Annotated in this window: 24 protein-coding genes; 13 read left to right on the top strand and 11 right to left on the bottom strand. The window is 54.7% G+C overall.

Translation table 11 applies throughout. The features are described 5' to 3' along the window. Positions 1-28: 28 nt before the first annotated feature. From tyrR to ACJ69_RS07910, 3 genes are all read right to left on the bottom strand, one after another. The gene (gene tyrR / locus ACJ69_RS07900) at positions 29-1,570 is read right to left on the bottom strand and encodes a transcriptional regulator TyrR (RefSeq protein WP_059346853.1); all 1,542 of its coding nucleotides are present in this window, start codon (positions 1,568-1,570) and stop codon (positions 29-31) included. Positions 1,571-1,682: 112 nt separating this feature from the next. After that, complete coding sequence (locus ACJ69_RS07905) at positions 1,683-2,735, bottom strand: YcjF family protein (RefSeq protein ID WP_059346854.1); 1,053 nt, start codon at positions 2,733-2,735, stop codon at positions 1,683-1,685. Then, on the bottom strand, positions 2,732-4,129 hold the full coding sequence (locus ACJ69_RS07910) for a YcjX family GTP-binding protein (protein WP_059346855.1): 1,398 nt from the start codon (positions 4,127-4,129) through the stop codon (positions 2,732-2,734). Before ACJ69_RS07910 ends, ACJ69_RS07905 begins: the two co-directional genes overlap by 4 nt. 155 nt (positions 4,130-4,284) lie before the next feature. On the opposite strand from ACJ69_RS07910, the gene ACJ69_RS07915 reads away from it, so the two are divergent. Then, the gene (locus ACJ69_RS07915; RefSeq protein ID WP_059346856.1) at positions 4,285-5,295 is read left to right on the top strand and encodes a LacI family DNA-binding transcriptional regulator; all 1,011 of its coding nucleotides are present in this window, start codon (positions 4,285-4,287) and stop codon (positions 5,293-5,295) included. Between the two features lie 34 nt (positions 5,296-5,329). On the opposite strand, the gene ACJ69_RS07920 is transcribed toward ACJ69_RS07915, so the two are convergent. From ACJ69_RS07920 to pspA, 6 genes are all read right to left on the bottom strand, one after another. Then, complete coding sequence (locus tag ACJ69_RS07920; protein ID WP_059346857.1) at positions 5,330-6,214, bottom strand: OmpG family monomeric porin; 885 nt, start codon at positions 6,212-6,214, stop codon at positions 5,330-5,332. A 23-nt stretch (positions 6,215-6,237) separates the two neighbouring features. Then, positions 6,238-6,935, bottom strand: a protein-coding gene (locus ACJ69_RS07925; protein ID WP_223274117.1) for an IS1 family transposase whose coding sequence is annotated in 2 segments (ribosomal slippage) — positions 6,238-6,686 and positions 6,686-6,935 — 699 coding nt in all. Because the reading frame shifts where the segments join, the coding sequence is not laid out codon by codon here. 117 nt (positions 6,936-7,052) lie between these two features. Beyond that, positions 7,053-7,277: a phage shock protein PspD gene (gene pspD / locus ACJ69_RS07930; protein ID WP_054829759.1), complete on the bottom strand. Its 225-nt coding sequence runs from the start codon at positions 7,275-7,277 to the stop codon at positions 7,053-7,055. 12 nt (positions 7,278-7,289) lie between these two features. Next, positions 7,290-7,649, bottom strand: a complete 360-nt coding sequence (gene pspC / locus ACJ69_RS07935; protein ID WP_023312044.1) for an envelope stress response membrane protein PspC — start codon at positions 7,647-7,649, stop codon at positions 7,290-7,292. After that, complete coding sequence (gene pspB, locus ACJ69_RS07940; RefSeq protein ID WP_023312045.1) at positions 7,649-7,873, bottom strand: envelope stress response membrane protein PspB; 225 nt, start codon at positions 7,871-7,873, stop codon at positions 7,649-7,651. The genes pspC and pspB overlap by 1 nt, the downstream gene beginning before the upstream one ends. 49 nt (positions 7,874-7,922) lie before the next feature. Continuing rightward, complete coding sequence (gene pspA / locus ACJ69_RS07945; RefSeq protein ID WP_029740507.1) at positions 7,923-8,591, bottom strand: phage shock protein PspA; 669 nt, start codon at positions 8,589-8,591, stop codon at positions 7,923-7,925. A 166-nt stretch (positions 8,592-8,757) separates the two neighbouring features. Between pspA and pspF the strand changes: the two genes are divergently transcribed. From pspF to ACJ69_RS07980, 7 genes are all read left to right on the top strand, one after another. Further along, complete coding sequence (pspF, locus tag ACJ69_RS07950) at positions 8,758-9,735, top strand: phage shock protein operon transcriptional activator (RefSeq protein WP_054829758.1); 978 nt, start codon at positions 8,758-8,760, stop codon at positions 9,733-9,735. Between the two features lie 88 nt (positions 9,736-9,823). Next, on the top strand, positions 9,824-11,464 hold the full coding sequence (gene sapA, locus ACJ69_RS07955) for an ABC transporter substrate-binding protein SapA (protein WP_029740510.1): 1,641 nt from the start codon (positions 9,824-9,826) through the stop codon (positions 11,462-11,464). Then, the gene (gene sapB / locus ACJ69_RS07960) at positions 11,461-12,426 is read left to right on the top strand and encodes a putrescine export ABC transporter permease SapB (protein WP_059346858.1); all 966 of its coding nucleotides are present in this window, start codon (positions 11,461-11,463) and stop codon (positions 12,424-12,426) included. Before sapA ends, sapB begins: the two co-directional genes overlap by 4 nt. Beyond that, positions 12,413-13,303, top strand: coding sequence for a putrescine export ABC transporter permease SapC (gene sapC, locus ACJ69_RS07965; RefSeq protein WP_054829757.1), 891 nt, complete (start codon positions 12,413-12,415; stop codon positions 13,301-13,303). The genes sapB and sapC overlap by 14 nt, the downstream gene beginning before the upstream one ends. Continuing rightward, positions 13,303-14,295, top strand: coding sequence for a putrescine export ABC transporter ATP-binding protein SapD (gene sapD / locus ACJ69_RS07970; RefSeq protein ID WP_023335931.1), 993 nt, complete (start codon positions 13,303-13,305; stop codon positions 14,293-14,295). Before sapC ends, sapD begins: the two co-directional genes overlap by 1 nt. A gap of 1 nt (position 14,296) precedes the next feature. Further along, positions 14,297-15,103, top strand: a complete 807-nt coding sequence (sapF, locus tag ACJ69_RS07975; protein WP_023312051.1) for a putrescine export ABC transporter ATP-binding protein SapF — start codon at positions 14,297-14,299, stop codon at positions 15,101-15,103. Between the two features lie 161 nt (positions 15,104-15,264). After that, positions 15,265-16,206, top strand: a complete 942-nt coding sequence (locus ACJ69_RS07980) for an ATP-grasp fold amidoligase family protein (protein ID WP_059346859.1) — start codon at positions 15,265-15,267, stop codon at positions 16,204-16,206. On the opposite strand, the gene ACJ69_RS07985 is transcribed toward ACJ69_RS07980, so the two are convergent. After that, on the bottom strand, positions 16,187-17,251 hold the full coding sequence (locus ACJ69_RS07985) for an ATP-binding protein (protein ID WP_059346860.1): 1,065 nt from the start codon (positions 17,249-17,251) through the stop codon (positions 16,187-16,189). The two genes, ACJ69_RS07980 and ACJ69_RS07985, sit on opposite strands and share 20 nt — an antisense overlap. Then, positions 17,248-17,952 carry a response regulator gene (locus ACJ69_RS07990; RefSeq protein WP_059346861.1) on the bottom strand — a complete coding sequence of 235 codons (705 nt, stop codon included), beginning with the start codon at positions 17,950-17,952 and terminating at the stop codon, positions 17,248-17,250. The genes ACJ69_RS07985 and ACJ69_RS07990 overlap by 4 nt, the downstream gene beginning before the upstream one ends. 271 nt (positions 17,953-18,223) lie before the next feature. On the opposite strand from ACJ69_RS07990, the gene crrC reads away from it, so the two are divergent. From crrC to ACJ69_RS08015, 5 genes are all read left to right on the top strand, one after another. Further along, entirely contained in the window at positions 18,224-18,610 is a 387-nt protein-coding gene (gene crrC, locus ACJ69_RS07995) for a colistin resistant protein CrrC (protein WP_047648706.1), read from the top strand. 123 nt (positions 18,611-18,733) lie between these two features. Continuing rightward, a complete protein-coding gene (locus tag ACJ69_RS08000) occupies positions 18,734-19,645 on the top strand; it encodes an ABC transporter six-transmembrane domain-containing protein (protein WP_155616772.1) in 912 nt (303 codons plus the stop codon). Between the two features lie 4 nt (positions 19,646-19,649). After that, positions 19,650-22,745: a multidrug efflux RND transporter permease subunit gene (locus tag ACJ69_RS08005; RefSeq protein WP_059346862.1), complete on the top strand. Its 3,096-nt coding sequence runs from the start codon at positions 19,650-19,652 to the stop codon at positions 22,743-22,745. Positions 22,746-23,015: 270 nt separating this feature from the next. Continuing rightward, on the top strand, positions 23,016-23,804 hold the full coding sequence (gene fabI, locus ACJ69_RS08010; RefSeq protein WP_003856831.1) for an enoyl-ACP reductase FabI: 789 nt from the start codon (positions 23,016-23,018) through the stop codon (positions 23,802-23,804). A gap of 153 nt (positions 23,805-23,957) precedes the next feature. Next, complete coding sequence (locus ACJ69_RS08015; protein ID WP_059346863.1) at positions 23,958-24,944, top strand: CMD domain-containing protein; 987 nt, start codon at positions 23,958-23,960, stop codon at positions 24,942-24,944. Positions 24,945-24,976: the final 32 nt, after the last annotated feature.

A 24,976-nucleotide genomic window follows, 5' to 3' on the forward strand; every position in this document is an offset into this window, starting at 1 on the left:
AAAAAGCCTCTTTGCAGAGGCTTTTTTGTTATTCGTCGCCTTTCTTATGATTCAAACCGTACTCGCGCAGCTTGTTCGCGATCGCGGTGTGCGAGACGCCAAGGCGTTTTGCCAGCTTGCGGGTGCTGGGATAGCTGCGGTACAGCTGCGTCAGCACCGAGCGCTCAAAACGGCTGGTGATATCGTCCAGCGAACCCTCCATCGCCTCTTCGCCGACAGACACTGTCCCCGCGTCGTAATCGGGCAACAGAATATCCTGCGGACGCAGTTCATAGCCTTCAAGCTGGGTCAGCGCACGATAAACGGCGTTTTTGAGCTGGCGAATATTGCCCGGCCAGCCGTAGCGCATGAGCACCGTGCCGAGATCGGCAGACAGCTTCGGACGCGGCACCCCCTGCTCGTCGGCAAAGCGGGCAACGAACAGCTCCGTTAGCGGCATGATGTCCTGCGGACAATCGCGCAGCGGGGGAATATTCAGCGTCAGGACGTTAAGGCGGTAATAGAGATCTTCGCGGAAGATCCCCTTTTGCACCAGTTCAACCAGGTTTTTCTGGGTGGCGCAAATGACGCGCACGTCCACATGCACCTCGTGATCCTCACCGACGCGGCGGAAGGTTCCGTCGTTCAGGAAACGCAGCAGCTTAGCCTGCATACGCGGCGACATTTCGCCGATTTCGTCCAGCAGCACGGAGCCGCCGTTAGCCTGCTCGAAGAACCCTTTCTTGCCTTCCGGCGCGTGGCCAAACAGCTCGCTTTCAACGGCATCTTCCGGAATAGAGGCGCAGTTAAGTGCCAGATAAGGCTTAGCCGCACGCGGGCTCGCCAGATGCACCGCGTGAGCCAGCAGGTCTTTCCCGGTGCCGGTATCCCCGGTAATCAGCAGCGGCGCGGTCAGGCTTGCGAGCTTGCGCGCCTGATCAACCACATGGCGCATTTTAGGGCTGACGGCAATAATCTGGCTGAATGTGCCAACGTCCTGACTGGAGAGATTTTGCAGCTGGCGACCCATGCGTAGCGTCGAGCGCAGCATGATCACTGCCCCGGTCAATACGCGGGTATTCCCTTCCCCTTTCAGATAGACCGGCGTGATCTCCATCAGGAAATTCTGCCCGTTAATCACCACATGCTCGCTAAGCGTGTTCTGCGGATTGCTGTCCAGCCAGCGCTGGAAGTTAAAGCCGGGGATCAGCTGCGCGGCGTTATGATTGCTGAGCTTCTCCTGGCTCTGCGCGAAAAGCTGGCAGCTCGCGTGGTTAACGCGCTCAACTTTGCTTTTCAAATCCAGGGAGAGGAACGGCTCTGGCATGGCTTCCAGCAGCGCGCTCAGCGCCAGGTGCTCACGCTCAGAAGGCATCCAGGGAATGGTGCGTACATCCGTAACGCCAGCGATACGGCGGATTTCCGCCATCAGGCTGCTGAAGGTATTAAATTCAATTTCGGCAAAATTGAGGTAAATTCGCCCGACAGGATCGATCTCAATGCCACGTAAATCAATGCTACGTAAAACAAGAAGATCGAGTAATTCGCGGGTCAGACCGAGACGGTCTTCACAGAAGACTTCAAGACGCATGGGAAATTCACCGTTTTAAGCCAATAACAGTAAAATGATATGTCAGAACACGGCGATCCGGAAGATGGCTGTCAACAAATATTGACAGCCAGCACGATAAGTGAACAAAACCTCACGGAGCAGGTTTTTTATTGAGCGTCTCTTTCAGCTGGCCGATCAGCTCACGTCTGAAATCCCCCAGCCGGGGCTTATCGCCATCAATCCACGGCAGCGGACGGCAGACCTCCATCGCTTTAATCCCCAAACGCGCCGTCAATAATCCCGCGCCGATACCCTGGGCGGCACGAGCAGAAAGACGCGCCGCCAGATCCTGCGACATCCAGTCCATGCCAACTTCGCGCACCAGTTCACTCGCCCCGGCAAACGCGATATTGAGCAGGACAAGTTTGAACAATCTGAGCCGACTGTAATAACCCAGCTCTATACCGTAAAGGTTCGCGATACGGTTGATCAGGCGCAGGTTGCGCCAGGCGATAAAGGCCATATCGACCAGCGCCAGCGGGCTGACGGCAATCATCAGGGTGGATTCCGCCGCAGAGCGGCTGATCTCGCGCCGCGCCTGGGCATCCAGCACCGGCTGAACCATATGGGAATAGAGCGTCACCACTTCCCGGTCATTCTGGGTTTCATGGATGGCGGCATACCAGCGCTGAAGCGCCGGATGCGACTGATCGATGCCGGCCTGGCTGGCCAGCTTTTCACAGAACGCGCGGCCTTTGCCGGTGCCGTGACTGTGGAGAAGATCCCGCGCTTCATCACGCTCGTGCGCGCGCTGGCGCAAACGCCAGAGCCGCCGCCACTCGGTGGTAACCGACCCGATGCCCGCCCCCACAATCAGCGCGCCCGCGGCACATCCGCCCAGCGCGACCCAGTCCTGAGTATGCCAGGCATTCATCGTCCACTGCACGCCCTGCCCAACCACGCTTACGCCAAACAGCGCCAGACCGGTGGTGACCATCCTGCGCCACAGGCTGCGCTTTGGACGCAGAGCGGCTTCCACAACCGCCTCTGCCGGACCTTCCTCGACGCCCGACTCCTCGGTCAGGGCCGGGGCAAAGTTATCAGCCTGCGTGCCGCTGAACGTCTGCGCGGTTTTAAACGCCTCCTGAGGATCCTGCTCAAGCGTTCCGGTAAAGTCTATGCGCGGTTTTAACGGTTCCGTCATCGCAATTTATCTCCTATCAAAAACTCCAGCGCTGCATCCAGACGGATGTGTGGCAATGGCCGATCGACGCTCATTGCCTGCGGGCGGAAGGCTTCAAACTGGAAGCCCTGGTTCTGCCAGAAGGCCGGACCCGGCAGCCGCGCAGGCACTTCGCCCGGATACACGGTAAGCGGTTCACCGTCGCTGAGCCGGTTCCCGCGTAATGCCGGTATTTTCTCGCCGTTAAGATCGATCAGCCCGCTTTGCGTCGCCTGCACGGACGCAAGTCCAAGGCAATCCATGCCGATCCCTTCGAAGGCGGCGTTTTGCCAGGCGTCCTGCACCAGCTGCTGCAGCAGCGAAACCATATTGGCATGCTGGTCGACCGTGACGTGATCGGCCTTTGTGGCCGCAAAGAGCAGTTTGTCGATCACCGGAGAGAACAGACGGCGAAACAGCGTCCGCTGCCCGTAGTGAAAACTTTGCATCAGCTGCGTCAGTGCAAGGCGCATATCGTTGAAGGCCTGCGGCCCGCTGTTTAGCGGCTGCAGACAATCCACCAGCACAATCTGACGGTCAAATCGCAAAAAGTGGTTTTTATAGAATCCCTTGACCACTTTTTCACAGTAGTAATTGTAACGCTCGCGCAGCATCCCGGCGTTAGTGTGCCTGTCGGCCTGCGCCAGCTTCGACTCGCCCACCCCATCCACGTTCGGCCAGGGGAAGAACTGAAGCGCAGGTGCGCCCGCTAAATCACCCGGCAGGACAAAGCGACCCGGCTGAATGAAGTGCAACCCTTCCTGCTTGCACTGATGCAGATACGCCGTCCAGGCTTCAGCAATGACCGCCAGACGGTTTTCATCGGCCGGTGCAAGCGGGTCCAGGCCTTCGCACAGCTGTCGCCATTTGGCCGACCACCCGGCGCGCTGCCCCTGCAACAACCCCGTCATCTGGCGGGACCAGCTGAGGTAATCCTGCGCCAGCATCGGCAGGTCGAGCAGCCATTCACCGGGATAATCGACGATTTCCAGGTACAGCGTGGAGGTATCCTTGAAGTGGCGCATCAGGGATTCATTCGAGCGAAAACGCAGCGCGAGGCGAATTTCACTCACCCCTCGCGTCGGCGTCGGCCACGTGGGCGGATCGCCGTAGAGCTGCGCCAGTCCTTCGTCATAGGTAAAGCGTGGAATACCAAAATTACGCTGAGGGACACGCTTCACGCCCAGCAGACGTTCTTCCCGCACCGCGCTAAGCAGCGGCAGACGCGCGCCGGCGTGCAGGTTCAGGAGCTGGTTTACCATCGCGGTGATAAACGCCGTCTTACCGCTGCGGCTCAGCCCCGTCACGGCCAGACGCAGATGACGGTCAACGCCACGGTTCACCAGTGAATTGATTTCGTTTTTAAGTCGCTTCATCGCCGTCCTTCGTTGCCTGGAAGCCTTGAACGCATGGCTTCAGAATACAATAAATGGGGGCAGATCGTTGATTATCAATTCTTATTTATTGCTATTGCCGTTTTCTCTCCAGTAAGATGAACGACATTGCTGTCAGTCCGGAGTGAGTAAGGTGTATGTCACCCACCATCTATGATATCGCACGGGTTGCGGGCGTATCGAAATCAACCGTTTCCCGCGTTCTGAATAAACAAACGAATATTTCTCCCGAAGCGCGTGAAAAAGTGCTGAAGGCGATTGACGAATTAAATTATCAGCCCAACAAACTGGCCCGCGCCCTGACCTCTTCAGGCTTCGATGCCATTATGGTTATTTCGACCCGTTCAACCAAAACCACTGCCGGCAATCCTTTTTTCTCCGATGTCCTTCATGCCATTACGGCAAAAGCGGAAGAAGAAGGCTTTGATGTTATTTTACAAACGTCAAAAAGCAGCGAAGACGATCTGCTGAAATGTGTAAGTAAAATAAAACAGAAGATGATCAAAGGGATCATAATGCTGAGTTCACCGGCAAATGAATCCTTTTTCACCACGCTGGATGCGTATGGCGTACCGGTAGTGGTTATCGGCAAAGTCGAAGGTGAGTTTCAGAATATTTATTCCGTCGACACGGATAATTTCCATGACAGCGCCACGCTGACTGAAACCTTTATTAAAAACGGACGCCGTAAAATTGCCTGTCTGCATGCCCCGCTTGATTATCATGTTTCGATCGATCGTCTTGCGGGCTATAAAGCCAGTCTGAAAAAGCACCGTATTGCCCTTAACCCGGACTGGATCAGGGATGGTGGTTATACCCATGAGAGTGCGCTTACGGCGGCGCTGGAATTATTGTCTTCACCCACGCCGCCTGATGCGGTATTCGCTACCGACAGCATGAAGTTACTTAGCCTCTATCGCGCGGCGGATGAGTTGAACCTGATGATCCCGGAGCAGGTGGTGATAGCCGGATACAGTGACCCGATGCTGTCTCTCATTTTAACGCCCGCACCCGGCGGCTTCGATATCCCGACCCGAAAGCTGGGGGAAGAGAGCTGCGATCTTCTTTTCAGGCGTATTGCGGGTCAGCCTGCACCGCAAAAAGTTCTCGTTGATACCCACTTTTTACTGGCGGCCTCGCTGCGCTAAAACCAGGGGCTTAACGCCCCTGGCGTGCCCTCGGTCAGAACGCGTAATTTACCCCAACGCCCGCATAGTGGAAGCGGTCGTTTTTACCCTCGTCATGGTTTTCCCATTCATAGGCGTATTCAAGCGTCATGGATAAACCGTTGTTGAAGTCATAGGCATACTGCATACCCAGGCGGTTGAAATCATGTCCTTCACGCTCAGGATCGTCCTGCCAGTCCCAGTTCGTCCAGCGATCGAGCCCCAGTCGGGTATAAGGCGTTAAGGTCGTCTGGCCCAATGAAATAGGCAGATAGGCGCGAATTTCCTGGGTGGAGAATTCGCCGTTATTACGGGAACCGTCCATATTGAAGCCGCGCTCTAAATAGTAATTCACTTTAGCCGCAAAGGTTTCGTTAATGGTCCAGGTAAAGCCCGTTTCGGTTTCAACGCGGCTGTCAGAATAACCGGTTTTCTCCAGATCGTTGGCAAACTGATACATGGCAAACCAGCCGCCAAAGCGCCAGTCGTCGGTTAATTTAATATCCCAGTCAGGTTGAACTTTATAGCGCTGCATATTGGCGCTGCCGTCTTTGGCACCGTGTTCATCTTTAAAGTGGTAGCCATAATTACGGAAACCACCGGTCAGACCGAAAGTAAAATCATCGGTTCCGATAAAGCGATAGCGTAATTCAAATTCAGGACGGTCGAAATAGGTTCCACGGGTCATACTGCTGTAATCAACCGGCCCCTCCTGATACATCGCCAGCGAAATAGTCCACGCATCCCAGGTTGCATTAAACCACACGGAGGGTTCATATAATCCATCTTTATCGTCGCCCTGCCCCTCAACGTTTTCGATTTCATACATCGCCCCAATATTAAATTCCCACTGTTTCGCTGTTTCTGATGCTTGTGCACAGCTCACCCCTGCGCACAGCACGAGCGCAGGGTAATGACTCCAACTTACTGATAGTGTTTTATGTTCAGATAATGCCCGATGACTTTGTCATGCAGCTCCACCGATTTTGAGAACGACAGTGACTTCCTGCCCAGCCTTGCCAGATGCTGCCTCAGATTCAGGTTATGCCGCTCAATGCGCTGCGTATATCGCTTGCTGATAACGTGCAGTTCTCCCTTCAGGCGTGATTCATACAGCGGCCAGCCATCCGTCATCCATACCACGACCTCAAAGGCCGACAGCAGGCCCAGAAGACGCTCCAGCGTGGCCAACGTGCGTTCACCGAATACGTGCGCCACAACCGTCCTCCGTATCCTGTCATACGCGTAAAACAACCAGCGCTGGCGTGATTTAGCGCCGACGTAACCCCACTGTTCGTCCATTTCCGCGCAAACAATGACGTCACTGCCCGGTTGTATGCGTGAGTTTACCGACTGCGGCCTGAGTTTTTTAAGTGTCGTAAAATCGTGTTGAGGCCAACGCCCATAATGCGTGCACTGGCGCGACATCCGACGCCATTCATGGCCATATCAATGATTTTCTGATGCGTACCGGGTTGAGAAGCGGTGTAAGTGAACTGTAGCTGCCATGTTTTACGGCAGTGAGAGCAGAGATAGCGCTGATGTCCGGCAGTACTTTTACCGTTACGCACCACGCCTTCAGTAGCTGAACAGGAGGGACAGCTGATAGAAACAGAAGCCACTGGAGCACCTCAAAAACACCATCATACACTAAATCAGTAAGTTGGCACCATTACCGAAATGCGGTTAACCGTCGCCAGTCCCTCCCCCGTCAGGGAAAGGGCTAACGCCAGCGGGAATTATTGGGATAAGTAGCGGCGAGAAAGCCGTTTTGCCACCTTTTGCAACAGCGGTTCTAGCGCCACGGCCAGCACCATTCTGACCGGCGTGCGGGCTACAGATTTAATTGCCCAACCCGCCACACCTGCCGGGCCGAACCGTAACGCGGTCAGCAGGACCAGTTTACCTGCGATTTTCAGGCCGGGTTTTACCTTCTGACCGGCCTGTTGCCAGTGTTGTTTCATCTCATCTCTCTCTTAAAGCTGACGAAAGCGACTTCTCAGCGTAAAGGTATCCGACGTGACATAGCGTTCCATTTCCCGTAGCCGCTTCTCACCTGCGGCGAGCTGCTCATCAACCGCATTGAGAAGATCGCTGCTGGTCGGGGCTCCCTCCGCAGCCAGTTCTCCTTCCGGCATCGGGTCAAGGACAAACGACAGGACGATGTATGCCACCAGGGTAATAAACGCCAGGCCGAAGAATATCGATAGCACCGCGACCACGCGGACAAGTTTGACCGGGACATCAAGATAGTGAGCCAGCCCGGCACAAACGCCGCGCACCATGCCCTGCTGGGGAATACGCCACAGCTTTTTGTTCAGATTCAGTCCAGACATTAACGGTCCCTCCAGTTTGGATGCTCAGCATCCAGGATGGCTTCCAGCGCCTGAATGCGTTCGCGCATTTTGTTCGCCTCGTCGGAGAGCTGCACCAGACGCTGTTGTTCACTCTGGGAGAGTTCGCCCCGAGAAGAACGGTTGCTGTAGTGCAGCCATAGCCAAATCGGCAAAACGAACAGCACGAAAATTGTCAGGGGAATGGCCAGAAAAAGCGCGCTCATGTGTACTCCTTGTCTTATGATGCGGCACGCTCAGGTGCCGCAGGAATTATTATTGGTTGTCTTGCTTCATTTTGGCTTTCAGTGCCGCCAGCTGCTCGCTGATTTCATCATCAGCCTTCAGATCGGCGAACTGTTGATCCAGCGACTTCTGCTTGCCGATGCCGTGGCTTTCGGCTTCCGCTTCCATGTGGTCGATACGACGTTCAAACGATTCAAAACGCGCCATTGCTTCATCCAGCTTACCGCTGTCCAGCTGACGACGCACGTCGCGGGAGGAGCTTGCCGCCTGGTGACGCAGGGTCAGCGCCTGCTGACGCGCACGGGTTTCGCTCAGTTTGTTTTCAAGCTCACCAATCTCTTTCTTCATACGGGTGAGCGTGTCGTCCACCAGCGTCACTTCATGCTCGAGCGTCGCGACCATATCGGCCAGCTTCTGTTTTTCGATCAGCGCAGCGCGGGCCAAATCCTCTTTATCTTTGCGCAGCGCAAGTTCCGCTTTTTCCTGCCATTCGTTCAGCTGAGCGGTAGCTTGTTCAATGCGACGCGTAAGCTGTTTTTTCTCCGCCAGCGCGCGGGCGGAGGTAGAACGCACTTCAACCAGCGTGTCTTCCATCTCCTGAATCATCAGGCGGACCAGCTTCTGCGGATCTTCTGCTTTCTCAAGCAGCGAGTTGATGTTGGCGTTCACGATGTCGGCAAAACGAGAAAAAATACCCATAATCTAATCCTCATAGTTCTGTTATCGGGCTATGCCCTGCTGTACAGATAACACAAACATCATGCCAACTTTTTATCTTATTGATTTTAATGAACCTGATTGATTTTCATGCAGTGAAGAACTATTCTTACCTGGTGAATATCGCTAAGGAGTGGTTAATTTCATCATGCCTGGATACAAAGACAATTTACTCGGCGAAGCAAACAGTTTCCTTGAAGTGCTGGAACAGGTCTCTCGCCTGGCGCCGCTCAACAAGCCGGTGCTGATCATCGGTGAACGTGGAACGGGGAAAGAGCTGATAGCCAACCGTCTGCACTATTTATCCGGGCGCTGGGACGGCCCCTTTATTTCCCTTAACTGCGCGGCGCTGAATGAAAACCTGCTCGACACCGAGCTCTTCGGCCATGAGGCGGGCGCGTTTACCGGCGCCCAGAAGCGCCATCCCGGACGCTTTGAGCGCGCCGACGGCGGTACGCTGTTTCTTGATGAACTGGCCACCGCGCCCATGCTGGTACAGGAAAAACTGCTGCGCGTGATTGAGTACGGCGAGCTGGAGCGCGTCGGCGGTAGCCAGCCGCTGCAGGTTAACGTGCGCCTGGTGTGCGCCACTAACGCCAACCTGCCGGAGATGGTGGCGGAGGAGAAATTCCGTGCCGACCTGCTTGACCGCCTGGCCTTTGACGTCGTTCAGCTTCCTCCGCTGCGCGAGCGCAAAAGCGACATCATGCTGCTGGCAGACCAGTTTGCGATTCAGATGTGCCGCGAGCTCGGCCTGCCGCTGTTTCCCGGCTTCAGCGATTATGCGCAGGAGACGCTGCTTGCTTACCACTGGCCGGGAAATATCCGCGAACTGAAAAACGTCGTGGAGCGTTCCGTCTATCGTCACGGCAGCAGCGAGACGGAGCTGGACAACATCATTATCGATCCTTTTCAGCGCAGCGTGCCGCCGCTGTCCGCACCAACGTCTTCAGGCGATCTCCCTACCCTCCCCCTTGATTTACGCCACTTCCAGAACGACCAGGAGAAACAGCTGCTGGAGCAAAGCCTGAAGACGGCAAAATATAACCAGAAACGGGCGGCTGAACTGCTGGGTCTGACCTACCATCAGTTAAGGGCATTGCTCAAAAAGCATCAAATGCGCTGACAATATCAGCACTTACCCGCAGACATTTTTACGAAGCAGGCGTAAGTGCGATACACTTTGCAGATCGAACCTAAAAACCTTAAAAATTATGCGTCTGGTTTTATCGTCCTTTTTTGCACTCGGTCTGTTTAGCAGCCTGGCCTTTGCCGCGCCCGAGCTAACTCCGCAGCCTGACATTCGTGACAGCGGCTTCGTCTATTGCGTAAGCGGCCAGGTGGACACCTTCAACCCGCAAAAAGCGGGCAGCGGCCTGATCGTGGATACCCTTGCCGCGCAGCTATACGACCGTCTGCTTGATGTTGATCCTTACACCTACCGTCTGGTGCCTGAGCTGGCGGAAAGCTGGGAAGTGCTGGATAACGGCGCAACCTACCGTTTTCACCTGCGCGATGACGTCGCGTTTCAGCGCACGCCGTGGTTTACCCCCACGCGCAAGCTGAACGCAGATGACGTGGTCTTTACCTTCCAGCGCATCTTTAACCGCAACCACCCGTGGCATAACGTTAACGGCGGGAACTTCCCCTATTTTGACAGCCTGCAGTTTGCCGACACTATCAAAAGCGTGCGCAAGCTGGATAACCGGACGGTCGAATTTACGCTGACGCGCCCGGATGCCTCCTTCCTCTGGCACCTGGCGACCCACTATGCATCGGTCATGTCCGCTGAATACGCGGCGAACCTGACGAAAAAAGATCGCCAGGAGTTGCTCGATCGTCAGCCGGTTGGCACCGGTCCGTTCCAGCTGGCCGAATATCGCGCCGGGCAGTATATTCGCCTGCAGCGCCATGAGCATTTCTGGCGCGGCACTCCGCTGATGCCGCAGGTGGTAGTCGATCTCGGTTCAGGTGGAACGGGACGTCTGTCGAAACTGCTCACCGGTGAATGTGACGTACTCGCCTGGCCGGCGGCCAGCCAGCTCACCATTTTGCGCGACGATCCGCGCCTGCGCCTGACGTTACGCCCGGGCATGAATATCGCTTATCTGGCCTTTAACACCGATAAGCCGCCGTTGAATAACCCAGCCGTTCGTCACGCTCTGGCGCTGGCGATTAACAACCAGCGTTTGATGCAGTCGATCTACTACGGCACGGCGGAAACCGCCGCCTCAATTTTACCGCGCGCCTCGTGGGCCTATGACGGTGAAGCTAAAATTACGGAATACAATCCGGCAAAAGCGCGTGAACAGCTGAAAGCGCTGGGGGCGGAAAACCTCACGCTGCAGCTTTGGGTGCCAACCAGCTCCCAGGCGTGGAACCCGAGCCCGCTCAAGACCGCCGAACTGCTGCAGGCAGATATGGCGCAGGTGGGCGTCAAAGTGATCATCGTACCGGTTGAGGGCCGTTTCCAGGAGGCGCGCCTGATGGACATGAATCATGATTTAACCCTGACCGGCTGGGCGACCGACAGTAACGATCCGGACAGTTTCTTCCGGCCGCTGCTGAGCTGTGCGGCGATAAACTCGCAGACCAACTATGCCCACTGGTGCAACCGGGAGTTTGACGCCGTGCTGCAAAAAGCGCTGGCTTCCCAGCAGCTGGCCTCACGCATCGACGCCTATGATGAAGCGCAGAAGATCCTTGCCCAGGAACTGCCGGTGCTGCCGCTGGCCTCTTCCCTGCGTCTTCAGGCCTATCGTTATGATATTAAAGGTCTGGTGCTGAGTCCGTTCGGCAATGCCTCGTTCGCCGGCGTGTCGCGTGAAAAAGAACAAGAGGTGAAAAAACCATGATTATTTTTACCTTACGTCGGCTCCTTTTGCTGCTGGTGACGCTCTTTTTCCTGAACTTTGTCGGCTTCAGCCTGAGCTATTTCACGCCCCATGCCCCGCTCCAGGGATCGTCGCTGTGGGATGCCTGGCTGTTCTGGTTTAACGGGCTGCTGCACTGGGATTTCAGCGTGTCCAGCATTAACGGACAGCTGATTTCCCAGCAGCTGAAAGAGGTGTTCCCGGCCACGATGGAGCTGTGCATTCTGGCCTTCGGCTTTGCCCTGATGGTCGGGATCCCCGTGGGCATGCTGGCCGGGATCTATCGCAATAAATGGCAGGATAAGTTTATCAGCGCCCTCGCCCTGTTCGGCTTCTCCATCCCGGTATTCTGGCTGGCGCTGCTGCTGACGCTGTTCTTCTCGCTGACGATGGGCTGGCTGCCGGTTTCGGGTCGCTTTGACCTGCTCTATACGGTTAAAACGGTGACGGGTTTTGCCATCATTGACGCGTGGCTGTCCGATTCGGTGTGGCGCCATGAGATGATCGTCAGCGCCGTGCGCCATATGGTATTGCCGGTGCTGACGCTGGCGGTTGCGCCAACCACCGAAGTGATCCGCCTGATGCGCCTGAGCACCATTGAGGTATTTGACCAGAACTACGTCAAAGCCGCCGCCACGCGCGGGTTGTCCCGCCTGACCATACTGCGCCGCAACGTCCTGCACAACGCGCTGCCGCCGGTTATTCCGCGTCTGGGATTACAGTTTTCCACCATGCTGACGCTGGCCATGATCACCGAGATGGTCTTTAGCTGGCCAGGCCTGGGGCGATGGCTGATTAACGCCATCCGCCAGCAGGACTACGCCGCGATTTCTGCAGGCGTGATGGTGATTGGTTCGCTGGTGATTATTGTTAACGTGTTGTCCGATATTCTGGGTGCCATGGCCAACCCATTGAAGCATAAGGAATGGTATGCCTTACGATAGCGTATACAGTGAAAAGCGCACGCCCGGTGTGCTGCGCACCGTGTGGCGTAAATTCTATGGTGATACCACGGCGATGATCGGTCTATACGGCTGTACCGGCCTGGTGTTGCTTTGCGTCTTTGGCTCGTGGTTTGCGCCGTACGGCATCGACCAGCAGTTCCTTGGCTATCAGCTGCTGCCACCGTCCTGGTCGCGCTACGGTGAAGTCTCTTTCTTCCTGGGAACGGACGACCTCGGACGTGACGTGTTGAGCCGCCTGCTGAGCGGTGCAGCCCCGACGGTGGGCGGTGCATTTGTGGTGACGCTCGCGGCTACGATCTGTGGGCTGGCGCTCGGTATTTTTGCGGGATCCACCCATGGCCTGCGCTCGGCGGTGCTTAACCACATTCTGGATACGCTGCTGTCGATCCCGTCCCTGCTGCTGGCAATCATTGTTGTTGCCTTTGCCGGTCCGCACCTGTCGCATGCCATGTTCGCCGTCTGGCTGGCTATCCTGCCCCGCATCGTGCGCTCGGTTTACAGCATGGTGCATGATGAGCTGGAAAAAGAGTACGTCGTTGCCGCGCGTCTGGACGGCGCGACAACCTTCAACATTCTGTGGTTTGCCGTACTGCCCAACATCGCCGCCGGGCTGGTCACTGAGATCACCCGCGCCCTGTCGATGGCGATCCTGGACATCGCGGCGCTCGGCTTCCTCGATCTCGGTGCACAGCTGCCGTCGCCCGAATGGGGTGCGATGCTCGGCGACGCGCTGGAGTTAATCTACGTGGCACCGTGGACGGTCATGCTGCCGGGTGCGGCCATTATGGTGAGCGTGCTGCTTATCAACCTGCTGGGCGACGGTATTCGCCGTGCAATTAACGCGGGGGTGCAATAATGCCGCTTCTTGATATTCGCAACCTCACCATCGAATTCAAAACCGGTGAAGGCTGGGTTAAAGCCGTCGATCGCATCAGTATCACCCTTGCGGAGGGTGAAATTCGCGGGCTGGTGGGGGAATCCGGCTCCGGAAAAAGCCTGATTGCCAAAGCTATCTGCGGCGTGGCGAAAGACAACTGGCGCGTGACGGCAGACCGTATGCGTTTTGACGATATCGATCTGCTGCGCCTCTCCCCCCGCGAGCGGCGTAAGCTGGTCGGGCATAACGTCTCGATGATTTTCCAGGAGCCGCAGTCCTGTCTCGACCCGTCCGAACGCGTGGGTAAACAGCTCATGCAGAACATTCCCGGCTGGACCTATAAAGGCCGCTGGTGGCAACGCGTTGGCTGGCGCAAGCGCCGCGCCATCGAGCTTTTACACCGCGTCGGGATCAAAGATCACAAAGATGCGATGCGCAGCTTCCCCTATGAGCTGACCGACGGCGAATGTCAGAAAGTGATGATTGCCATCGCGCTGGCAAATCAGCCGCGTTTGCTGATTGCGGATGAGCCCACCAACGCGATGGAACCCACCACGCAGGCGCAAATTTTCCGTCTGCTGTCGCGTCTCAACCAGAATAACAACACCACCATTTTGCTGATCAGCCATGACCTGCAAATGCTCAGCAAATGGGCGGATAAAATTGACGTCATGTACTGCGGGCAAACGGTCGAAACCGCGCCGAGTGAAGATCTGATTAACGCCCCGCATCATCCGTATACGCAGGCGCTTATCCGCGCCATTCCTGATTTTGGCAGCGCCATGCCGCATAAAAGCCGCCTGAATACCCTACCGGGGGCGATCCCGCTGCTGGAATCCCTGCCGATAGGCTGTCGTCTGGGGCCGCGGTGCCCTTATGCTCAGCGTAAATGTATCGAGACGCCGCGCCTGACGGGGGCCAAAAATCATCTTTACGCCTGTCATTTCCCGCTGAACATGGAGAGAGAGTGAAATGGTCGAAACCTTACTGGAAGTTCGCAACCTGAGTAAGACCTTTCGCTACCGCACGGGGCTGTTTCATCGTCAAACTGTCGACGCGGTGAAGCCGCTGAGCTTTACGCTGCGTGAAAAACAGACCCTGGCGATCATCGGCGAGAACGGTTCCGGGAAATCCACCCTGGCGAAAATGCTCGCCGGCATGGTTGAACCGACTGCAGGCGAGGTGTTGATTGACGATCATCCTCTGACGTTCGGCGATTACTCTTTCCGCAGCCAGCGCATCCGCATGATCTTCCAGGATCCGTCTACCTCGCTTAACCCGCGCCAGCGCATTTCGCAGATCCTCGATTTTCCGCTGCGTCTGAACACAGACCTGGAGCCTGAAGCGCGCCGTAAGCGCGTATTTGAAACCCTGCGTATGGTTGGACTGTTACCGGATCACGAAAGCTACTACCCGCATATGCTGGCCCCCGGTCAGAAACAGCGCCTGGGACTGGCGCGTGCGTTGATTTTGCGGCCAAAAGTGATCATTGCGGATGAAGCGCTTGCCTCGCTGGATATGTCGATGCGCTCGCAGCTGATTAACCTGATGCTGGAATTGCAGGAAAAACAGGGGATCTCGTATATCTACGTCACCCAACATCTGGGAATGATGAAGCACATCAGCGATCAGGTGATGGTCATGCACCAGGGTGAAGTGGTCGAGCGCGGCAGCACCGCGGATGTGATGGCCTCTCCGCTTCATGAGCTGACAAAACGGCTGATTGCCGGTCATTTCGGTGAAGCATTGACCGCCGATGCGTGGAGAAAGGACCGCTAAGCGCGACGCTCAGCAAAAATCACCCCATTAAATTAAGGATTAAATAGCCTGCGTACGCTATTTAATCCTTTAATTTTTCGTCTCCATCCCTGCTCCATATTTTAAGCAATATCAATCAACAGTTCTTCTCCAGAATATCCGGACATTACGGAGGAGAAGAAATGAACACCGCCACTTACGTTTTAAAATACACAGAGTATCTCATCAGAAAATGCCGTTCATTTTTAATGACGGACCTACACTTTCATACTCTAAGGCTTAAGAAAACAACAGGGGAAACCCCTGACATTAACTCGCCCACGACGTTGAGCGAAAAAATATGTCATCGTCTGGTCTATGACCATAATAACTTCTATACGATGCTTGCCGATAAACTCGCCGTTCGGGCATACGTTTCCTCCAGAACAACGCGCGTGAAAACGGTGCCATTAATTGGCGTTTATACCCGGCCGTCGCAGATTGATTTTTCAGTTCTTCCTGACAAATTCGTCCTTAAGTGCAACCATGACAGCGGCAGCACAATAATATGTACAAACAAAGCGCAATTTAATGAAAGAGAAGCGTGTAAAAAACTGAGCCTCGCGTTAAAGAAAAATCTTTACTACACCACGCGCGAATGGCAGTACAAAAACATTACGCCGAGTATACTTTGCGAGCCGTATGTCGATCTCTTCGACGATGCTGACAGGAACACAACGCCCGAAATGCTGAGGATCCATTGCTTTCACGGCGTTGCCCACTATGTAGAAGCGGATTTTACGGATGAGAACGGCAAAGGGTTTATCAACGTTTATGACAGGCACTGGAACTTACAACCCTTCCGGATGGAATATCCGAATACTTCAGCAACGCCTGGCGAACCGCTTTTGTTCCGCCAGGCACTGTTGGCCTCCCAGGAACTGGCGCATGGAATTGACTACTGCCGCGTTGACCTTATGCTAAAAAAAGATGAAATCTATTTCAGCGAAATAACCTTAAGCCCGAGACGCGGTAAACTGACGATTACCCCGCAGGAATGGGATGCTAAGTTAGGAAAAATATGGCATTTATCGCCGGCAGGCACATTTGACCTGCCGCTGAAGCTCACGAGACGGGCCAGGTGAGTTTAAATATCGAGTGGTTTTGCGTCGATAAGGTATAGGTAACATCGCCACCATGAGCCAGCATGATGGCTTTTACCACCGATAAGCCCAAACCACAGCCTTCCGGGTTCACATGTCTGGCGCCATTATCGCGCTGAAAGGGTTGAAACAGGAAATCATGAAACTCTCTGGGGATGCCCGGTCCCCCGTCCTGAATAAGGATATAATTGCCTTTATCAGAAACGCCATTTTTCACGATGAGCGTGCGCGAGGTTGAATAGTGTAAGGCATTATCAAATAAAACGGTCAGACACTGATTGATGCGTATTGGATCAAATACGCATTGCTGCTCCCTCAGGTCTGTATTGACGGTAAACGCCTTACGGCTGAACTCGGGCATGAACGTATCGAGTGCGTTCTGTATTGTCCCTTTTAGATCCGTTCTTGACTGGCACAGCGTGTATCCCGCCCCGCCATTCGAACTGACAACCCGGAGATCTTCAATCAGACGGGTTAACCCTTCCGTCTGTTTGAGAAGATTATTAAACAGCACCGGATCCGGGGTAAAAACGCCGTCAACCAACCCCTGAAGCCGTCCGCGCAAAATCGTGACCGGCGTTCTCAGCTCATGTGCAATAGCGGCATTCCAGGATTTCCTCTGAATATCCAGCGTCTGTAATTTTTCCGCCATTTCATTGAAATCCGTCACCAGGTGATTGATCTCACCCAGCCGGGAACTGGCGCAAAATGCCCTGGCGTCCAGATCGCCCTGAGAAATCTTTTTCAGGCTGGACGCTACCGCGTTTAGCGGGGTGAGGATTCGCGATGATAGTTTGACCGTGAAAAAGAGGGCAATAATCATACTGATCGTAGTCGCGGTCCCAATCCATGCCCAGTCCCACATCGTCATCTGCTCGTCATCGCCCGCTGCAGGGCCGCCCGGGAGGTGATCCAGAATAAAGGAGTAAAAAAACCATGAGCCGAGTATGGCGATGGCAATTATCGTAAACGTCAGCAACAGCATATACGTTAAGATCTGACGACTCAGGACAGACTCTTTGTTCATTTCTTTTCCCCAAGCCGGTAGCCCATGCCTCTGATGCTCTCGGGAACACCGTAAAGGCCGGCAAGCTCCAGTTTTTTACGCAGCTTGCTCATATGGCTGTCGACCGTTCTGTCGAGCGTATCACCTTCCGGCAGACACGCGTTGAGTAACTCTTCGCGGGAACAGACCTTTCGCGGATATCGCATCAGCCAGGTAAGTAATTTAAATTCGGTCGTCGTTAATACCGGGGAGATGACCTCTTCGCCCACGGTGACTTCCACGTAGAAATCATCCGGATAGACCGTAATAAAGGGCGTTCTGAGCGGCAGAGAACCCGCCTGCTGAAGCGCAGTTTTTGTCCTGCGCAGCACCGCCTCAACCCGTGCGACAACCTCAGAAGGGTTGAAGGGTTTGATTACGTAATCATCCGCGCCCAACCTCAGCCCCATGAGCTTATCGACATCCTGATCGAGAGCGGAAACCATAATGACCGGGACAGAACTTTCCTGACGAAGCGTGGTAAGTACGCTCCAGCCGTCACATACGGGCAGGTGAATGTCCAGCAATATGAGATCCGGTTTATGGAGGCGATTGAGCGTTATGGCCTGTTCGCCCTGCCTGGCTCTGAGCGTTTTCATTCCCGAACGCTCTAAGTAGCTCATCAGTATATCGGCGATTTCGTCTTCATCTTCAACAATAAGGATCAGCGTATTTTTGTGCATTTTATCTCCGTGGGTGAAATCCCTTTGAGCACGCTATCAGATATCTTTAGCACAATAAGACACAGCCTCCGCGAAAAAGTGCCGTGGTGACGAAAATTTCCCGGTTGATTTAAATGCCCGGTTATTTCTCCACACAGCCTACACATTCAGTCAATAAAGACTCGACAATGTCCGTTCAAAATCGCTATTGAGGCATAACCCTTTGTGCATTGCGCGTTGCAAATTACCACTGTTTCTTAAAGATTTTATGAAGTTGGCTGAAATAATGAACATGGAACTTTCTAAATATTTCTCACCTAAAAAACTGGGCATATATTCCCTGTTTCTGCTGCTGTCGTGGGGATTACTTTATACCTGGCTGGTGCTGGTGCACAGAATGGATGAAAAAGTCGCCTCGACGCTGCTCTCTTCCCCCATTATCTATGGCTGCATCGCATTGTCGGTTGTCTCTCTGATAATACAAAATAAAGCTGGCGCGTTGACTGAGCTGCTTGTCATCGCCTTCTGGCTAATAGTGATTTTTGTCTATCTCATTATTACGTTCACCGTGCTGTTAAACGCGATGCCCGATATCGAGGATCTGGTCTTTTACTACGAGTGTTATTTGATCATTTTTTTTGGCGGAGCACCGCTGTACCTCATTATGAGAATGATTTGAGCCGCTGCTCCACACGTCCTCCATAAACCGCCCATGTACGCTAAACAGGCGCGCGGTAGAGTCTCTACCTCACTCTTTTACACAAAAATAACTCACTGAAAAGTCTGACATGACTTACCCATAATGATGAACCGTAATAATAATTTTCGTTCTTCTGAACCTGCCGGTGTGATGCGCTCGCTTAAAAAACTCGCGATACGGCACCGAAAAAAACTGGCTGTCATTTTCTTCCTGGTGGTGGCCGAAAACGTAACTTTTTTACTTTATCCCGTTCTGGCAGGCATCGCGATAAATGCCATCCTCGCCGGTGAAACGCTTAACGCCGCGCTGTATGGCCTGATGGTACTTTGTATGTGGTTCATCGGTGCAGCCAGACGGAGCATCGACACGCGCACGTTTGCACGCATTTATGCCGGACTCGCGGTTTCCGTCGTCCTGGCACAGCGCAAATACCAGCTTAACCATTCGGCGATCGCCGCCAGGGTAACGCTCTCGCGCGAATATGTGGATTTCTTTGAAATGCACCTTCCCCTGCTTATTACCTCGCTGAGCTCACTTTTTGGTGCCGCCATCATGTTGCTGTTTATTGAGTTTTGGGCCGGCGTCATGTGCTTTGCGATTGTATTTATTCTGCTCGGATTTGTCTCAGGATATGCCCGTAAAAATGAATGGCTGTTCATGCGCCTGAATAATCGGCTGGAAAAAGAAGTGGATTATGTTCATAAGGCGGGCACGGCTACCCTTCACCGACATTACTCCGCGCTGGCGCGTTTACGTATCGCACTATCTGACCGCGAGGCGTGGGGCTATTTGTGGGTCGGCGTGCTTGTTGCCGCGCTTTTTACACTGACCATCGTCTGGATGACGCGCTCAAGCGGCATCACCGCCGGACATATTTACTCAGTGATGACCTACATGTGGATGTTCGCGACGAGCCTCGATGACGCGCCGCAGCTTCTTGAGAAATTTTCGCAGCTCAGGGATATCGGTAAGCGCGTATCCACTGATGATGAAACTCACGTAACGGGACGTTAATTTAATGCCGCATTTTTTTATTGAACGCCCCGTTTTCGCCTGGGTAGTGGCGCTTTTTATCGTTCTGGCGGGACTTCTGTCTATTCCCCGTTTGCCGGTTGCGCAGTATCCGGCGGTGGCACCGCCGGGAATCATTATTTCCGTCAGTTACCCGGGGGCCAGCCCCGACATCATGAATACGTCGGTGGTGTCATTAATCGAGCGCGAAATCTCTGGCGTAGATAATTTGCTCTACTTTGAATCATCCAGTGACACAACCGGTTCGGCATCGATTACCGTCACGTTTAAACCGGGCACGGACATCAAGCTGGCGCAGATGGATCTGCAGAATCAGATTAAGATCGTCGAGCCTCGTCTACCTCAGGCGGTAAGGCAAAACGGCATTAACGTTGAGGCCGCTAACTCTGGCTTTTTAATGATGGTGGGGCTGAAGTCCGCGACGGGTCAATTTGAGGAAGCCGATTTAAGCGACTATTTTGCCAGAAACGTCAGTGACGAGCTTCGTCGCGTGCCCGGCGTAGGGAAAGTTCAGCTGTTTGGCGGCGAAAAAGCGCTGCGCATCTGGCTGGATCCCATGAAGCTCCACGGCTACGGGCTTTCGGTGAGCGATGTTCTTACCGCCGTTGGCCAGCAAAATGCCCTTGTGTCGCCCGGCAAAACGGGAGATGAGCCAGCATCTGCAGGACAAGGGGTGACGTATCCCATCACCGTGAAGGGACAACTCTCCTCGGTTGAGGCGTTCAGGAATATCACCCTGAAATCTGACGCATCCGGCGCCCGCCTGAAACTGTCCGACATTGCGCGGATTGAATCTGGCCTGCAAAGCTACGCCTTTGGTATCCGTGAAAATGGCGTGCCCGCAACGGCGGCGGCAATTCAGCTCTCGCCAGGCGCGAATGCAATGAGTACGGCTTCCGGCGTACGGGCGCGCATCGACGAGCTTTCCCGGGTGCTACCTGAAGGAATGGCATTTACGATCCCCTTCGACACCGCGCCATTTGTGAAACTTTCTATCATGAAAGTTGTTCAGACATTTGTGGAAGCAATGGTCCTGGTCTTCCTGGTTATGCTGCTGTTTCTGCACAAGATACGCTGCACGCTTATCCCGGCGATTGTTGCTCCCGTCGCACTTCTTGGCACCTTCACCGTGATGCTATTGAGCGGCTACTCCATCAATATTCTGACGATGTTCGGCATGGTGCTGGCGATAGGGATTATCGTTGATGATGCCATTGTGGTCGTAGAAAACGTTGAACGGCTGATGGAGGAAAAAAGCCTGTCCCCGCGTGACGCCACGCGGCAAGCTATGCAGGAAATCACCCCGGCGATTATTGGCATCACGCTGGTGCTTACCGCCGTCTTTATCCCCATGGGGTTTGCGGAAGGGTCCGTCGGGATTATCTACCGACAATTTTGTATTTCCATGGCGGTCTCCATACTGCTGTCCGCGTTTCTTGCCCTGACGCTGACGCCTGCCCTGTGCGCAACGCTACTCAAGCCGCATCAGGCAGGAAAGAGCGGAGGCGGAAGGTTCGCGGTCGGGTTTAACGCGCGCTTTCGTGCGCTCACCGCCTGTTACGAAGCCGGGCTGGGTGCCGTTCTGAAGCGAACCGGGCGTATGCTGCTCCTGTACGCTGCGCTTTGTGCTGCGCTATTTCTGGGATTGTCTTCGTTACCGTCGTCCTTTCTGCCGGACGAAGATCAGGGCTACTTTATGTCCTCAATCCAGCTGCCTTCTGATGCCACGATGCAGCGCACCCTCAACGTGGTTAAAAAATTTGAAGAGGAAATTGCGGCCCGGCCGGATATTGAAAGCTACATTATGATCCTGGGGTTTGGGTTTTCAGGTTCAGGACCAAACTCGGCTATGGCCTTCACCACGCTGAAGGACTGGAAAGATCGGCAGGGCTCGACGGCCCAGGGGGAAGCCGACCAGATACAGGCCAGCATGGCGAACATCTCTGATGCCGTCACGATGAGCCTGCTCCCGCCGGCCATTTCGGATATGGGCACTTCGTCGGGCTTCACCTGGTACGTGCAGGACAGAGCGGGACTGGGCTACGAGGCGTTAAAGCGCGCTGCCGACGCGCTGGTCATGCAGGCCAACCAGCGCCCTGAACTGAGTGACGTGTATATAGACGGGCTTCCGGAAGGAACAAGCCTTGCGCTCCAGGTGGACAGAGAAAAGGCGGAAGCGATGGGCGTCTCATTTGATGAAATCAACCAGACGCTCTCCGTCACCCTGGGCTCAAATTACGTCAATGACTATACGAACAACGGCCGAGTTCAGCAGGTGATTATTCAGGCCGATGCGCCCTACCGAATGCAGCCTGAGCAGATACTGACATTATCAGTGAAAAACCGGATGGGGCAGATGGTGCCGGTATCAACGTTTGCCACGCTTTCCTGGCACGTTGCGCCGCAGCAGTTGACGCGTTATCAGGGATATTCGGCTATTCGCATTACCGGAAGTGCGGCGCCGGGAGCGTCCAGCGGCACCGCAATGAAGGTTATGGAGAGTTTGTCCAGAGATTTACCTCTGGGCATGGCGGGCGAGTGGGCCGGGAGCTCATTGCAGGAGAGAAAATCGGAATCTCAGCTTCCGGGCCTTATCGTCCTGTCGATACTGGTCGTGTTTATGGTGCTCGCCGCCCTGTATGAGAGCTGGTCTATTCCATTTGCGGTCATGCTGGTCGTTCCGCTGGGCCTTATCGGCGCGGTGATAGCGGTGTCTGTTGCCGGCATGACAAATGACGTTTTCTTCAAGGTCGGCCTGATTACGCTTATCGGCCTGTCGGCCAAGAACGCCATTCTGATTGTTGAATTTGCGAGGCAGCTCCATCGCCAGGGGCAGCCCCTGCTGGCGGCAACCATTCATGCCGCCGGCCAGCGCCTGCGCCCTATTCTGATGACGTCGTTAGCCTTCACCTTAGGGGTTGTTCCGTTGATGCTGGCCCGTGGGGCGAGCGACAGTACGCAGCATGCCATCGGTACCGGCGTATTTGGCGGCATGATTAGCGGTACGCTTCTCGCCATTTTCTTCGTACCGGTTTTCTTTATCGTCATCGCGCGCTTCATCGACAACCTCAGGAAAGCGTGAATACCCTTGCGGGATCGCGCTTCCTCGCTGGTTGGATGAGGCGAAGCTGTTGCCGGGTGATATACTGGACGAATGCTGAAATTTTGAGCCCCCGCGAGTCCGCGGCGCATTCTTCGGGGCAGGCGTCTTCGGAAAACAGCGAGAAATATCGTGACACAAGGGGCTGTGAGTGGGCTATAATTTCGAGCTAATTTCGAATGATTTTGAAATACTGCCTGTAACGCTATGAATTACAAGGCAAAATTAGCAATGAATATAAGGATTAAAGCTATGGGTTTTCTTTCCGGTAAGCGCATTCTGGTAACTGGCGTTGCCAGCAAACTGTCCATCGCATACGGCATCGCACAGGCAATGCATCGCGAAGGCGCTGAGCTGGCGTTCACCTACCAGAACGACAAGCTGAAAGGCCGTGTTGAAGAGTTTGCCGCGCAGCTGGGTTCCAGCATTGTTCTGGAATGTGACGTTGCACAAGACGAAAGCATCGACGGCATGTTTGCTGAACTGGCAAAAGCATGGCCGAAATTCGACGGTTTCGTTCACTCCATTGGCTTCGCTCCTGGCGACCAGCTGGACGGCGACTACGTGAACGCGGTTACCCGTGATGGCTTCAAAATCGCTCACGACATCAGCTCCTACAGCTTCGTTGCGATGGCGAAATCCTGCCGCGCGATGCTGAACCCGGGCGCAGCCCTGCTGACCCTGTCCTACCTGGGCGCTGAGCGTGCTATCCCTAACTACAACGTTATGGGTCTGGCGAAAGCGTCTCTGGAAGCCAACGTACGCTACATGGCGAACGCAATGGGTCCTGAAGGCGTGCGCGTTAACGCCATCTCTGCAGGTCCTATCCGCACCCTGGCAGCTTCCGGTATTAAAGATTTCCGTAAAATGCTGGCACACTGCGAAGCGGTTACCCCGATTCGTCGTACCGTTACCATTGAAGATGTGGGTAACTCTGCGGCATTCCTGTGCTCTGACCTTTCCGCTGGTATCTCCGGCGAAGTGGTTCACGTTGACGGCGGCTTCAACATCGCTGCAATGAACGAGCTGGAAATTAAATAAGCTGTGACTCTCTTCCCTTCCGGGAAGAGAGTTTTCCCCCCGCACCGCCCCTTCGTTATTCCGTTCTGCTATTTGTTATCACCTAACAATATTTTTCCCTTTATCTGCCTTACGCCAGGATATTGATCGCCATTTTGAGATCAAGGAACGCACATGGAACAACGCCGTTTTTCCGGCAAAGGCCACTGGTATCACGAGACCCAGTCGAACCACGCGCAGACAGATGTTCTGCCTCTGGTGCCCGAAGCCGCTAACGTCGACGATCGTTTTTTGCTCGATTTAGCCCTGCCTGATGAGATTGTCGCCGCCTGTTCTGGCTGGCTTACCCCTGCCAGAGCCTTATGCCACCAGCTGTTTCCGCTCTCAATTCCCGTGAACCGTCTGCATACGCTCAGCGCCTACGATCGGCTCAGCACCGCGCTAACGGTCGCACAGGCCTGTGGGGTTCAGCGGCTCTGTAACCATTACGCCGCCCTCCTCGCCCCGCTTCCCGGCCCGGACTCCTCGCGCGAAAGCAACAGACGTCTGGCGCAAATTACGCAGTATGCCCGCCAGCTCGCCAGCTCCCCTGATGTCATCGATGATAAAGCGCAGAACCAGCTTGATGAGGTTGGCCTGTCGACGTATGACATTGTGGTGATTAGCCAGATTATCGGGTTTATCGGTTTTCAGGCGCGCGTGGTCGCGATTTTTCAGGCGTTGTTAGGACACCCTGTTCGCTGGTTGCCAGGCCATCATATTCAGCCGCAAACTCTGCCCGCGAGCCACGCCGCCTGGGTGCCGCTGTTGCCCGTCGTCGAGCTGCGCTATGCGAGTGCGCATCAGCTTGAGTCGCTGTCTCGCTGGCAGGCAGAACCCGCGCTGGAGGCGCTGACGCCGGTCCTTTGCCACGAGCCGTCGCTGCTCGACCTGACCGGAGAGATCCTGTTAAACACCCGCGAAGCGATCCCGCTGACGTCCCCCGCACTTTCGGCGGCGGTCGAACTGCTGACGCGCTCTCCGGACCGCTTCAGCGCCGCGCAGTTTACCCCGCTAACGGATCAAGGACTCCCCGGCGAACATGCCATCATGCTGCTTACCCGGAGCGCGTTTGACGGCTGGCTCAATCGTTTGAAAGTCGCGTTTGGTAAAGAGGAATAACCATACTAATTACCCAAAGAGCGCTTGCTGAG

The sequence above is a fragment of the Enterobacter asburiae genome (genome assembly GCF_001521715.1).
GTDB lineage: Bacteria > Pseudomonadota > Gammaproteobacteria > Enterobacterales > Enterobacteriaceae > Enterobacter > Enterobacter asburiae.